At 73.1% G+C, this 12825-nt stretch carries 14 protein-coding genes; 8 read left to right on the plus strand and 6 right to left on the minus strand.

Going from position 1 to position 12825, the window contains the following annotated elements:
- Position 1: 1 nt before the first annotated feature.
- Together ATJ97_RS18390 and ATJ97_RS18395 are read right to left on the minus strand one after the other, a co-directional pair.
- Positions 2-814, minus strand: a complete 813-nt coding sequence (locus ATJ97_RS18390; RefSeq protein ID WP_098484988.1) for an ABC transporter permease — start codon at positions 812-814, stop codon at positions 2-4.
- The gene (locus ATJ97_RS18395; RefSeq protein WP_098484989.1) at positions 811-1833 is read right to left on the minus strand and encodes an ATP-binding cassette domain-containing protein; all 1023 of its coding nucleotides are present in this window, start codon (positions 1831-1833) and stop codon (positions 811-813) included. Before ATJ97_RS18395 ends, ATJ97_RS18390 begins: the two co-directional genes overlap by 4 nt.
- Before the next feature lie 66 nt (positions 1834-1899).
- On the opposite strand from ATJ97_RS18395, the gene ATJ97_RS18400 reads away from it, so the two are divergent.
- The 3 genes from ATJ97_RS18400 to ATJ97_RS18410 all read left to right on the plus strand — a co-directional run bounded on the left by ATJ97_RS18400 (position 1900) and on the right by ATJ97_RS18410 (position 4300).
- On the plus strand, positions 1900-2697 hold the full coding sequence (locus ATJ97_RS18400) for an MBL fold metallo-hydrolase (RefSeq protein WP_098484990.1): 798 nt from the start codon (positions 1900-1902) through the stop codon (positions 2695-2697).
- On the plus strand, positions 2694-3257 hold the full coding sequence (gene idi / locus ATJ97_RS18405) for an isopentenyl-diphosphate Delta-isomerase (RefSeq protein WP_098484991.1): 564 nt from the start codon (positions 2694-2696) through the stop codon (positions 3255-3257). Before ATJ97_RS18400 ends, idi begins: the two co-directional genes overlap by 4 nt.
- A 68-nt stretch (positions 3258-3325) precedes the next feature.
- The gene (locus tag ATJ97_RS18410) at positions 3326-4300 is read left to right on the plus strand and encodes an aldo/keto reductase (protein WP_098484992.1); all 975 of its coding nucleotides are present in this window, start codon (positions 3326-3328) and stop codon (positions 4298-4300) included.
- Between the two features lie 42 nt (positions 4301-4342).
- Here ATJ97_RS18410 and ATJ97_RS18415 read toward each other — a convergent pair whose 3' ends face one another.
- The 4 genes from ATJ97_RS18415 to ATJ97_RS18430 form a co-directional block, all read right to left on the minus strand.
- Complete coding sequence (locus tag ATJ97_RS18415) at positions 4343-5332, minus strand: SMP-30/gluconolactonase/LRE family protein (RefSeq protein WP_098484993.1); 990 nt, start codon at positions 5330-5332, stop codon at positions 4343-4345.
- A 190-nt stretch (positions 5333-5522) separates the two neighbouring features.
- A complete protein-coding gene (locus ATJ97_RS18420; RefSeq protein WP_342746928.1) occupies positions 5523-6284 on the minus strand; it encodes an NADPH-dependent F420 reductase in 762 nt (253 codons plus the stop codon).
- Between the two features lie 93 nt (positions 6285-6377).
- Positions 6378-7961, minus strand: coding sequence for a solute symporter family protein (locus ATJ97_RS18425; protein ID WP_098484995.1), 1584 nt, complete (start codon positions 7959-7961; stop codon positions 6378-6380).
- Positions 7961-8359 (minus strand): DUF485 domain-containing protein, encoded by a 399-nt coding sequence (locus ATJ97_RS18430; RefSeq protein ID WP_098484996.1) that lies wholly within the window; start codon positions 8357-8359, stop codon positions 7961-7963. Before ATJ97_RS18430 ends, ATJ97_RS18425 begins: the two co-directional genes overlap by 1 nt.
- Before the next feature lie 195 nt (positions 8360-8554).
- On the opposite strand from ATJ97_RS18430, the gene ATJ97_RS18435 reads away from it, so the two are divergent.
- The 5 genes from ATJ97_RS18435 to ATJ97_RS18455 all read left to right on the plus strand — a co-directional run bounded on the left by ATJ97_RS18435 (position 8555) and on the right by ATJ97_RS18455 (position 12825).
- Positions 8555-9553 (plus strand): adenosine deaminase, encoded by a 999-nt coding sequence (locus ATJ97_RS18435; RefSeq protein WP_098484997.1) that lies wholly within the window; start codon positions 8555-8557, stop codon positions 9551-9553.
- Positions 9554-9722: 169 nt separating this feature from the next.
- On the plus strand, positions 9723-10733 hold the full coding sequence (locus ATJ97_RS18440; RefSeq protein ID WP_098484998.1) for a cyclic nucleotide-binding domain-containing protein: 1011 nt from the start codon (positions 9723-9725) through the stop codon (positions 10731-10733).
- 152 nt (positions 10734-10885) lie between these two features.
- Positions 10886-11530 (plus strand): vitamin K epoxide reductase family protein, encoded by a 645-nt coding sequence (locus ATJ97_RS18445; protein WP_098484999.1) that lies wholly within the window; start codon positions 10886-10888, stop codon positions 11528-11530.
- Positions 11531-11631: 101 nt separating this feature from the next.
- Positions 11632-12210, plus strand: a complete 579-nt coding sequence (locus ATJ97_RS18450; protein ID WP_098485000.1) for a MarR family winged helix-turn-helix transcriptional regulator — start codon at positions 11632-11634, stop codon at positions 12208-12210.
- 159 nt (positions 12211-12369) lie between these two features.
- On the plus strand, positions 12370-12825 hold the full coding sequence (locus ATJ97_RS18455; protein WP_098485001.1) for an RNA polymerase sigma factor: 456 nt from the start codon (positions 12370-12372) through the stop codon (positions 12823-12825).

A 12825-nucleotide genomic window follows, 5' to 3' on the forward strand; every position in this document is an offset into this window, starting at 1 on the left:
GTCACCGGCTCGTGGAGCGCCGGTACTGCCAGGTCGCCAGCGGGATGAAGATCAGCAGGAAGACCCCCGCCCACAGCACGGTGTACAGCTCCGGGTTCTGCAGCGCCCAGGACGTCGGCTCCGGCGCGAGCGGGTTCGGGTCCGGGTTGCCGAAGTTGGTCCGGGCGGCCTGCGTCACCGCCGAGACGGGGTTCCACTCCGCGAACGTCTGCAGCGGGCCAGGCAGGGACTCGAGCGGCACGAAGGTGTTGGCCACGAACGTGAGCGGGAAGATCACGATGAAGGCCGCGTTGTTGACCACTTCCGGCGTCGGCACCAGCATCCCGATCCACGCCATGATCCAGGAGACGGCGTAGGCGAACAGCAGCAGCAGGAAGAATCCCAGCAGCGCCTCGGGGACGGACGTGCGGATCCGCCACCCCACCACCAGGCCGGTCAGGCCCATGACGACGAGCACGAGGATGTTGTTCACGACGTCGGAGAGCGTGCGCCCCACGAGCACCGCGGACCCCGACATGGGGAGCGAGCGGAAGCGGTCGATGATGCCCTTCTTGATGTCCTCCGCCAGCGCGGCGCCGGTGATCGTGGCCCCGAAGACCACCGTCTGCGCGAAGATCCCCGCGATGAGGAACTCGCGGTACGCCGCGCCGCCGCCCGCGGAGTCGATCGCCCCGCCGAAGACGTAGGCGAAGAGCAGCACGAACATGATGGGCTGCAGCGTGGTGAAGACGAGCAGGTCCGGGACCCGCTTGATCTTGATGAGGTTGCGCCGGGCGACCACACGGCCGTCGTTCACGGCGCTGCGCAGGCTCACGGTGCCTCCCTGACGCTCTCGCGGGTGCGGCTGCCCCGCCTGGCCGCTGGGCCGGCCCCGCCGTCGGGCCTGCCGTCCTCCTCGGCGGTGTGCCCGGTCAGCGTGAGGAAGACGTCGTCCAGCGTCGGGCGGCGCACGCCGATGTCGTCCACGGAGAGGCGGGCGTCGTCGAGCAGACGCAGCGCGTCCACGAGGGGCCCTGTGCCGCCGGCGGTGGGCAGCACGAGCAGCCGGGTGCGTTCGTCCTGGGTCACCGGGCCGTTGGCCAGCGGCTCCAGCAGCGCCCGCGCGCGGGGCAGCTCTCCGGGCTCGGTGATGACGATCTCCAGGCGCTCGCCGCCCACCTGTCGCTTGAGCTCGTCGGCCGTGCCGCGGGCGATCGCGCGGCCGCGGTCGATGACGACGATGTCGTCGGCCAGCTGGTCCGCCTCCTCCAGGTACTGCGTGGTCAGCAGCACGGTGGTCCCGCCGCCCACCAGCGTCTGGATCACCTCCCACATGTCCAGCCGCGAACGGGGGTCCAGGCCGGTGGTGGGTTCGTCGAGGAAGAGCACCGGCGGGTCCGCGACGAGCGCCCCGGCCAGGTCCAGACGGCGGCGCATGCCGCCGGAGTACGTCCTGGTCGGCCGGTCCGCGGCGTCGTCGAGACGGAACCGGGCGAGCAGCTCGCGGGCCCGCTCGCGCGAGCGCCGCCGGCCCAGGTGGTAGAGCTGGCCGATCATGTCGAGGTTCTCGAACCCCGTCAGGTACTCGTCGACCGCGGCGTACTGGCCCGAGACCCCGATGCGCTCGCGCACCAGGCCGGGCTCCCGCAGCACGTCGGCGCCGGCCACCCGTGCCTGGCCCGCGTCCGGGCGCAGCAGGGTGGTGAGGATGCGGATGCAGGTGGTCTTGCCGGCCCCGTTCGGGCCGAGCAGCCCCAGCACGGTGCCGGTGGGCACCGCCAGGTCGACGTCGTCGAGGGCGACGACCTCCCCGTAGCGCTTGGCCAGACCGGTGGCCTGGATGGCGTGCGTCACACGACGACGGTACGCGCGGGGCAGCGGGCTGCCCAGCACTTTTCGGCGCCCGGCTACCCTGTCGCCATGACAGCCACCACGTGGACGGGAGGGCGGCTGAGCGCCCGCGGGTCGTGCGTCCTCGCCCCCAACCCGGGCGTCATGACGCTCGAGGGCACGAACACGTGGCTCCTGCGCGAGCCGGGCAGCACCGAGGTCGCCGTCGTCGATCCCGGGCCCGACGACGCCGGGCACCTCGAGCGGGTGCTCACCGCCGCCGGGGCCGACGGCGGACGGGTCGCCGTCGTGCTGCTCACGCACCACCACCGGGACCACACCGGCGCGGCGGGCGCGCTGGCCGCGAGGACCGGCGCGCCCGTGCACGGGGCCGGGCACCGCCCACTTGCCGACGGCGAGACGCTGGAGGTCGGCGGCCTCGCCGTCCAGGTCCTCGCCACCCCGGGCCACACGGCCGACTCGGTCTCCTTCCTGCTCCCGTCGGAGGGGCTGCTGCTCACGGGTGACACGGTGCTCGGGCGCGGCACCACCGTGCTGGCGTGGCCGGACGGGACGGTGGGCGACTACCTGCGGACCGTGGACACGCTTCTGGCCGCCGTCCGGGACGGACGGGTCACCCGGCTCGCGCCCGGGCACGGCCCGCCCGTCGAGGACCCGGCCGGCGTCCTCACGGCCCTGCGGCAGCACCGGGTGGAGCGGCTGCAGGAGGTCCGGGCCGCCGTGCAGGGCGGTGCCGACGACGTCGACGAGGTCGTCACGGCCGTGTACGGACCGCACCTGGGCGCGGACCGCCGCCGTGCCGCCGCTCTCAGCGTGCGGGCGCAGCTTGACCACCTCGGCATCGTCCTGGAGGGTGAGCCGGCATGACCGACCTCTCGACCGCCCAGCAGTCCGAGGTGGAGGAGGTGGTGCTGCTCGCGGACGACGGGACCCCCGTCGGGGCGGCCGACAAGGCCCGCGTGCACACCGACTCCACCCCGCTGCACCTCGCCTTCTCCTGCCACCTCTTCGACGACGACGGACGCGTCCTGGTCACGCGGCGCGCCCTGACGAAGCTCACGTGGCCGGGGGTGTGGACCAACGCCTTCTGCGGGCACCCCGCGCCCGGCGAGGCGATGGCCGACGCGGTGCGCCGCCGGGGCCGCTTCGAGCTGGGCGTCGAGGTCAGCGAGCCCGAGCCCGTGCTCCCGGACTTCCGTTACCGCGCCGTGGACGCCTCGGGAGTGGTGGAGAACGAGATCTGCCCGGTGCACACCGCCCGCGCGCTGTCCGTCCCGAGCCCCGACCCGACGGAGGTGGCCGAGCACCGCTGGGTCCGGCCGGAGGATCTCCTCGCCGCGGTCCGCGCGGCGCCGTGGGCGTTCAGCCCCTGGCTGGTCGAGCAGCTCGCGGACCCCCGCCTGAGCCGGCTCTTCGCGCCGCGCTGACCCGGCCGCCCCGTCCGGCGGGGCGAGACGTTCGGCGAGAGCGGGCGGCGCTCCCTAAGGTCGGGGGCATGGACCACACACGACTCGGCCGCTCCGGCCTCACCGTCTCCGTCGTCGGCCTCGGCTGCAACAACCTCGGCCGGGCCGGTGCGGCGACGGAGTCCGCCGACGGCGCCACCGCCGTCGTCCATGCTGCCCTCGACGCCGGCATCACCCTCTTCGACACCGCCGACACCTACGGCCGCGAGCCGGGGCTGAGCGAGCGGCTGCTGGGCCGGGCTCTCGCCGGCCGGCGCGACGAGGTGGTCCTGGCCACCAAGTTCGGCATGGACATGCGCGGGGCCAACGGCCCGGACTTCGGCGCGCGGGGCTCCCGCCGCTACATCGTCACCGCGGTCGAGGCCTCGCTGCGCCGCCTCGGGACGGACTGGATCGACCTGTACCAGTACCACACCCCGGACCCGCTCACGCCGGTGGACGAGACGCTCGCGGCCCTCGACAGCCTGGTCACCTCGGGGAAGGTGCGCTACGTCGGCCACTCGAACATGGCCGGCTGGCAGATCGCCGACGCCGCCCACCTGGCGCGCGCGGGCAGGTGGACACCGTTCGTGTCGGCGCAGAACCACTACAACCTCCTCGACCGCCGTGCGGAGCTCGAGGTGGTCCCCGCCGCGGAACGGTTCGGTCTCGGGGTGCTGCCGTACTTCCCGCTCGCCAACGGTCTGCTGACGGGCAAGTACAGCGGCGGGACCGCCCCGGCCGGTAGCAGGCTCACCCGGTCGCGGCAGGAGCTGCTCGAGCGCGTCGACCACGACCAGCTCCGCGCGTTCGGCGACTTCGCCCGCGAGCGCGGGCTGACCGAGGTCGAGGTCGCGTTCTCCTGGCTCGCCTCGCGCCCGGCCGTCGCCAGTGTCATCGCGGGGGCGACGACGCCGGAGCAGGTGCGCCAGAACGCCGCCGCCGCGGCGTGGGTGCCGACCGCGCAGGACGAGGCGGAGCTGGACGAGATCTTCCCGCGCACGCCGAAGGTCGCGCTGTTCTGACCCCTCGGCGCAGTTCTGAACCGTCGGCGCTCTACGGCCGCTTCAGCGGTCGACGCGGGTGACCCAGTACGTGGCCCGCGTCGGCTGCGGCGTGCCGAACCGGGCACTCGGGAGGTACAGCGAGTCGCGGTAGATCGCGGCGGTCGTGGGCGCGTCGAAGTTCTCGTCCTTGAGCACCTTCCGCAGCCGCGCCCGTTCCCCCTCCTCGTCGAGGCGCAGCACCGCCACCTGGTTGGCGGTGTTCTGCACGACGTAGAGCGTGCGGTCCTGGCGCAGCAGCCCGTCGGCGAACGCGACCGGTCCCTTCGCGCCCCGCACCGACGTCGGGACGTCGGGAAGGTCGACCTCTCGCGCCTCGCCGGTCTGCGGGTCGACACGGAACACCGTGCCCAGCGCGCTGTTCGCCACGAGCAGCGCCTCGCCGTCGGGAGTCGAGGCGATGCCGTTGGCGTTGAAGCCCGCCACCTGCCGCCACGCGCCTCGCAGCTTCAGGTGCACGACCTCGTGCTGGCCGGGCAGGCGGCCGTGGTGACCTAACGGCACCCCGTGCAGGACGGCCGCGGAGGAGTCGGTGAACCAGGCCACGCCGTCGAGGATCGTGACGTCGTTGATGAACGTGCTGCCCGTGGCGAGCCTGTAGGTGGCCAGCACCTCGCCCGTCCGCGTGCTCACCACCCGTCCCTGGCCGCTGGGCCCGCCGGCGACGAAGAGACGGCCGCGCCGGTCGAGCGTCATCCCTACCGACGGCGTACCCGGCCCCTCCGAGAGCAGCTCGCGGTCGCCGGTGCGCAGGTCGAGCTGGAGGATGTCGCCGTCGGCGAGCGAGCCGACCCACGCCGTCGCTCCGTGACGCGCCGCCGCGATGCCCTCCGGCTGGAACCCCACGGGCAGCTCGATCCGGTCCGGCAGCGACCGGTGATGGCCGTGGCCGTGCGACTCCGGGGCCTCGTGGTCGTGGGCCGTGGCAGGCACCGCGGCCCCGAGCGAGAGGGCGACCGCCAGAGCGGGCAGGAACAGGTGGGACCGGTCCATGGCGAGCTCCGATGTTCCGCCTCCGGCACGGGGCCGGAGGCCCTGCAGGACGCCCAACACCGTAGGTCCGCGGCCACTCGTCCAGAAGACCTCCGCGGGAGGAAGAAGGCAGGAGACGGCGCCCCCGGCCGGGTGACGCGCCGGCCCCGCCGCCCGAGGGGCTGACGCGGGTCTGGGCGGCGGCGTCGCCCTAGTACCTGGCGGGCGCGGCCGCGAGGGTCAGCAGCGCCCGCAGGGTTCCGGCGTCGTGCCGGCCGGAGAAGACGGCCGTCCCCGGCTCCAGCGCCCTCCCGGCGGCGAGCGGACCGGCGTCGACGGCGTCGTAGCCCAGGCGGTCGACAACCTCGCCCACCAGCGCGCGGGCCTCCTCGTCGTCCCCGGCGACGGCGAGCGCGCGGCGCCCCGGCGAGCCGGCGGGGGAGTGGTCGGACTCCAGGTCGTGGTAGCCGATGTGGTTGAGGGTCTTGACCAGCCGCGCGCCGGCGAGGTGGGTCTGGACCACCTCGGAGGTGGACACCTCGCCCTCCATGACGGGCAGGTGGCCGTCGGTCTCCGGCCAGTAGTTCATCGCGTCGACGACGACGCGGCCGGCGAACAGCTCCGGGTCGAGCGTGCGGTAGCGCCGCAGCGGCACGGACAGGACGACGACGTCGCTGCCCCGGACCGCCTCGGCGGCGGTCACGGCGCGGGCACCGGGGGCCATGACCTCGACGATCAGCGAGATCTCGGACGGGTCCGCCGCGGTCGCGACCAGCACGTCGTAGCCGGCCCGGAGCGACTGCCTGGCGACGGCGGTGCCGACCCGTCCGGCCCCCAGCACGCCGATGGTGCGAACCCTGCTCACCCGCTGCCCCTCCCGTCCGGCCGGTGCGACCGGTCTCCCTGCACGGACCCACGCCGACGAGGGTGGGTCACCGGTGCAACCGGTCAGAGGCGCGTCCGATTCCCGCAGCCGGGATGGACGGGGTCACACGGCCGGAAGGGGCGGACGGCCTGCGGGCCCGTCCGCCCCTTCCGGCGGTGCTTCCGTCGATCAGGTGCTTCGTCAGTGCACGACGGCCTTCTCGGCGCCGGCGCCGGTCATCGAGCGGACCTCCATCTCCGCCTGCTTCACGGCGTCGTGCTCCTTCGAGGTCACGGATCCGAGCCAGCCGAGGAAGAACCCGAGCGGCACGGAGACGATCGCGGGGTTCGACAGCGGGAACCACGCGATGTCGATGCTGGAGATCATCGCGGTCTCCGACCCGGTCACCACGGGGGAGAAGACGATGAGCACGAGCGCGGAGATCAGCCCGCCGTAGATGCTCCACACCGACCCGCGGGTGTTGAACCGCTTCCAGTACAGCGAGTACAGGATCGAGGGCAGGTTGGCGCTCGCGGCGATCGCGAAGGCCAGCGAGACGAGGAACGCGACGTTCTGCCCGTTCGCCAGCACGCCGCCGACGATGGAGATCACCCCGATCGTCACGGCCGTGCGGCGGGCGACCTTCACCTCCTGCGCGGGGTCGGCCTTGCCCTCCTTCAGCACCCCGTTGTAGATGTCGTGCGCGAAGGACGCCGAGGCGGTGATCGTCAGCCCGGCCACGACCGCGAGGATCGTCGCGAAGGCGACGGCGGCGATGATGCCGAGCAGCAGGGTGCCGCCGAGCTCGTACGCCAGGGCGGGGGCGGCGGAGTTCGCGCCGCCCGGGGCGGCCTTGATCGCGTCCGCGCCGACGAGGTAGGCGGCCCCGAAGCCCAGCACCATGGTGAAGAGGTAGAACGCGCCGATCAGGCCGATCGCCCAGCTGACCGAGCGCCGTGCCTCCTTGGCGGTGGGGACCGTGTAGAAGCGCATGAGCACGTGCGGCAGGCCGGCGGCGCCGAAGACGAGGGCGATCGCCAGGGAGACGAAGCCCAGCTTGGAGGTCTCCGAGGCTCCGTACTGCAGCATCGGCTCGGCGATGCGCGCGCCCTCCGGGTGCACGTCGATGGCCGCGCCGACGACGTCCGAGAGGCTCAGGCCGTTCAGGACGAGGACCCACACCGTCATCAGGGCGGTGCCGATGATGAGCAGGACGGCCTTGATGATCTGCACCCACGTGGTGCCCTTCATCCCGCCGATGAGGACGTAGATGATCATGAGGGCGCCGACGACGGCGATGACCAGCCCCTGGCCGGTCGCGCTGTCGATGCCGAGCAGCAGCGCGACGAGCCCGCCCGCGCCGGCCATCTGGGCGAGCAGGTAGAAGAAGGTGACGGCGAGCGTGGAGGTGGCGGCGGCGGTCCGGACGGGCCGCTGCTGCATCCGGAAGCTCAGCACGTCCGCCATCGTGTACTTGCCGGTGTTGCGCAGCGGCTCGGCCACGAGCAGCAGCGCCACCAGCCAGGCGACCAGGAAGCCGATCGAGTACAGCAGGCCGTCGTAGCCGTACAGCGCGACCGCGCCGACGATGCCGAGGAACGAGGCCGCGGAGAGGTAGTCGCCGGCGATCGCGATGCCGTTCTGGCGGCCGGAGAAGGACCGGCCGCCGTGGTAGAAGTCGCCGACCGTGGTGTTCTGCTTCGAGACGCGGACGACGATGACGAGGGTGACGACGACGAACGCGAGGAAGATCGCGATGTTGAGGAACGGGTTTCCGACGTCCATCAGGCGTCTCCCTCCAGCTCGGCCCGCATCTTGGACGCGAGCGGGTCAAGGTTGCGGTTGGCGTGGCGGACGTACAGCCACGTCAGGAGGAAGGTCGTCGCAAACTGGGCGAGCCCGAGGAGGAGGCCGATGTTGATGTGGCCCAGGACGGGCGTGGACATGAACCCCTCCGCGTAGGTGGAGAGGAGCACGTAGGAGAAGTACCAGGCGAGGAACGCGACGGTCCACGGGAAGGCGAACGTCCGGAAGCGGCGCCGCAGCTCAGCGAACTCGGCCGAGTTCTGCGCCGCCACGAACTCCTCCGCCGTCACGGTGCGGTAGCCCGGCGCCCGCTCGTCGAGCTCGGGCAGCGGGTTGTGGTGCGGCGGCAGGTGCGACTCGGGATCGTGGTCTGTCATCAGGCCCCCTGATCGTGTGGCTGGGATCACATCGGTGTGAGTCGGGCGTCAACGTACCGGCTCAGGGGTCGGGCGTCCACGCGGCAGCCACTTTCGGTCGCCAGTTGTCGCCAACGGGCTCCGGAGCGGCCCCGCCGAAACGCGCCGAGGGCGAAATCGTGGTCGCCCGCACGTGACCGTGGCCATACTGTGCGGATGCAGATGCCCGCCGTCGAGCTCCACGTCCACCTCGAGGGGACCCTGGAGCCGGAGCTGATCATGGCCCTGGCCGAGCGCAACCGCGTCGAGCTGCCGTACGCCGACCTGGACGACCTCCGCTCGCGCTACTCCTTCACCGACCTGCAGAGCTTCCTGGACCTCTACTACGCGAACATGGCGGTGCTGCGCACCGCGGAGGACTTCCACGACCTGACGACGGCGTACCTGGCCCGGGCCCGAGAGGCGGGCGTCCGTCACGCCGAGGTCTTCCTCGACGTCCAGGCCCACACCGGTCGCGGCATCCGCGCGGCGGAGGTGATCGACGGCGTCACGTCCGCGCTCGCCACCGGCGGTGACCACGGGATCACCACCGGCCTCATCGTCACGTTCCTGCGCCACCTGCCCGGGGCCGAGGCGCTCGCCACCCTGCAGGAGCTGCTCACCCTCGACGCGCCGCTGCTCGGGGTCGGCCTGTGCTCGACCGAGCTGACCAGCCACGCCTCCGAGTTCGCGCCCGCGTTCGACCTCGCCCGCGCCCACGGCCTGCACGCCGTCGCCCACGCCGGCGAGGAGGGGCCGCCGCAGAACGTCTGGGACGTGCTCGACATCCTGCGCGTCGAGCGCGTGGACCACGGCGTGCGCGCCATGGAGGACCCGGTCCTCGTCCGCCGCCTCGCCGACGAGCGGGTGCCCCTCACGGTCTGCCCCCTCTCCAACGTCCGCCTGCGCGTGGTCGACACCATCGCGGACCACCCGCTGCGCACGATGCTCGAGGCGGGCCTGGTGGTGACCGTCAACTCCGACGACCCCGCCTACTTCGGCGGGTACGTCGACGAGAACCTCCGGCAGGTCGCGGACGCGCTCGCGCTGGGTCCCGAGGAGCTGCTGACGCTGGCGCGCAACGGGGTGGAGTCCGCGTTCGTCGACGACGCCCGCAGGGCCGAGCTCGACGCCGAGGTCACCGCCTGGCACCGGGGCCTCGTCACGCACAGCTGAGCGTGGGCCCCGCGGCGCGCGCGGGTGCCACGGCTCGGAGCCACCGCACGGAGCCGCCGCCGTGCGTGCCGGCCCCAACGGACGGGTGTCGCCGAAAGGCCCTTCACCCCGTGGGACCCGTCGTGTTGAATGGCCAGGACTGGCACTGGCGCTGACCACGGAGGTCCCCATGCGGGTCGAGTCGAGCATGCTGTCGCTGTCGTGGATCCCGTCGGACTCGGTGAGCGGGTGGCTCCGGGCGGGGTTCGACGTGGGCCTCGCCCACTACGACAATCCGCCGGTGGACTCGCTCACGACCCTCGAGCAGGTCCACCGCCTCCGGGCGGACGACCGCTTCCGGTTCGTCAACCACCTCAGCGCCTGGGCCGAGTTCGACGAGCTCGGCACGCCGCTGGAGTGGGGTTTCGCCCCGGAGTCCGGCATCGTCATGGGCTCGACCACCGTGCGCGTCGCCAGCGTCGGCGCCACCTTCGGCGGCTACGCCCTGCCGGTCCTGCAGCAGGAGCCCGTGGTCGAGGACGGCAGCGTCCACTTCACCCAGACCGTGGGCGGGCGCACCGGTGTGCCGCTGCCGCGGCCGGTCCCGCACGCGCCGTTCGTCCTGTGGCAGGCCCCCATCGTGTGGACGACGCTGGCGCTGACGCTGCGCGCCGACGGCAGCACCGAGATCGCCATGCCGGGCGCGAGCGTCTTCCCGCGCCACTGGGTCTACGGCCCGGACGGCACCCTCAGCCTCAAGAGCGGGCTGACCGACCTCGACGGCTGGATGGCGCACTCGTTCGGGCCCCGCACGCCCTGGGGCGAGCAGGACTCCGAGGCGCTCGTCGTGGAGGCCGAGACGGCCGTGGAACGTCAGCTCTCGGAGGGCATCATGCGCGGGAACGGACGGCCGGAGATCCGCCGGGCCCCCGCCGGCGCCACCATCACCACCCAGGGCGAGCCGGGCGAGGAGCTCTTCCTCCTGCTCGACGGCGTCCTGGACGTCGAGGTCGACGGCCGGCAGGTGGCCCAGGTGGGACCCGGCGCGGTCCTGGGGGAGCGGGCCGTCCTCGAGGGCGGCGCCCGCACCTCGACGTTGACGGCCGTCACCCCGGTGCGGATCGCCGTCGCAGACGCCGAACGCCTGGACGTCGAGAAGCTCCGCGCCGTGGCCGAGCTGCACCGGCGCGAGGACGGCTGAGAAGCCTTGACGGCGGCGGGAGGTGCGAGGACCTACGTCCCGCCGTCGCCGCGGGCCGGCACGGGACGATTCGTACAAGGCGGACGCGGTACTTCCCGGGTCCGCCGGCCGGGGCGTCCCGGTCACCACCACCTCCGACCCCGGGACACCGCATGAACCCCACGGCCCCCGCCTTCGCGCCCGACCTGCTCGACGACCGCCCGGAGCGGGTCGGGAGGTCCCGCCGCAACGCCTTCGTCGTCATGCTGGCCTCCTCGCTGCTCAGCCTGGTCGCCTCCCTCGTGCTCTCGATCGACGCGGTGCGCCTGGCCGCCGACCCCGACGTCGTACTGTCCTGCAACATCAACTCGGCGATCTCCTGCGGCGCCGTCGCCCAGGCGTGGCAGGCGAGCGTCCTCGGCTTCCCGAACGCCTTCCTCGGTCTGATCGCCGAGCCCGTGGTCATCACCCTCGCCGTCGCCTCCCTGGGCGGCGTGCGGTTCCCGCGCTGGTTCATGAACGCCGCCCAGGTGGTCTACCTCATCGGGTTCGGCTTCGCGTACTGGCTCTTCGCGCAGTCGTTCTTCGTGATCGGCTCGCTCTGCCCGTGGTGCCTCCTGGTCACGGTGTCCACGACCACCGTCTTCACCTCCCTGCTGCGGGTGAACATCATGGACAACACCTTCGGCCTGCGCCCGGCCCTGCACGAGCGGTTGTGCGGGTGGCTGCGCATGGGCGTCGACTACGCCGTCGAGGTGGTCTGGTTCGTCCTCCTCGCCGCGGCGATCCTGCTGAAGTACCAGGCGGTCCTGTTCTGACCGGCCGGGGTCTGCTGTCTGACCCGCGTGACGCGCGACGGCCGAAGCCCCTCCGTGAAAGACGTCGGAACACAGGGCCGTGACCCCTCGTTGGACAGGACGTGACGAACGCAGCACCGGACCCTGGCCCCACCGTCGACGTCGACGTGGCCGCCCGCCGCGCACGTTCCGCCGTCAGGCGTGCCCAGCCCGGCAACGATCTCGCCGAGACGCTCGACCTCGTCGACCAGATGACCGCGATGACACGGTCGCAGGAGCAGATCTCGCGGGCGATCGAACGGCTCACCGGGCTGCGGCTCGGTGAGATGCAGGCGCTGCGGGCGGTGGCCGAGGGCGCCGACCACCCGCGGGCCGTCGCCCGCCGTACCGGCCAGGCGGACGCGGCGGCCCGGGCCACCTGCGACGGGCTCGTCGGCCGCGGGCTGCTCGCCCGCCACCACCACCCGCTCTCCCGCGGCGGCCGACCCCGGCTGATCCACGTCACGGAGACCGGGAGGGTCGCGCTCGAGCAGGCCGAGGCGCTCCACGTCAGGCTCTTCGACGCCGTCGTCGACAGCCTGGAGGTCGGCTCCGACCAGATGCGCGACACGGTGCGCCGCATCGCCGACGCGCTCGACCCCGCACACTTCGGCGCCCGCCGGCCCGAGCTCGCCCCCGCCCTCCTCACCGACGGCTCCTGAGCGCCGGCCGGGGAGCGCTCGCCCCCACCGTTCTCGCCGACTTCTCCCGACCGGCGGGGCCCCGGCCGCACCTGTGGAGGAGCGTCCCGCCGCGTGGGCGAGGCGTGTGATCATTCGGGACACACCTCACGAACCTGCGAGCCGGAGCGTCTACCTGTCGTGAAGCCCTTCGACCACGTGGTCCGCGACCACGGTCCCGCCGTGCTGCGGCTCTGCCGCGCCCTCGTCGGCCCGGTGGAGGCAGACGACGTGTGGTCGGAGACCTTCCTCGCCGCCCTGCGGGCCTACCCCGGCCTCGACGACGGCGCGAACGTCGAGGCCTGGCTCGTCACCATCGCGCGGCGCAAGGCGGTCGACCACCACCGGGCCCGGGCGCGTCGGGCCCGTCCCGTCGCGGAGGTTCCCGAGACGACGACGCACCCGCCCGAGACGCACGAGGACCTGTGGCGCGCCATGCGGGCACTGACGGAGCGTCAGCGCGAGGCGATCGCGTTCCACCACCTGCTCGGCCTGCCGTACACCGAGGTGGCCGCCGTCGTCGGGGGCTCCGCACCGGCCGTGCGCCGCGCCGCCGCGGACGGCATCCGTCACCTGCGCAAGACCCTGGAGGCATGA

Source organism: Georgenia soli (genome assembly GCF_002563695.1).
GTDB lineage: Bacteria > Actinomycetota > Actinomycetes > Actinomycetales > Actinomycetaceae > Georgenia > Georgenia soli.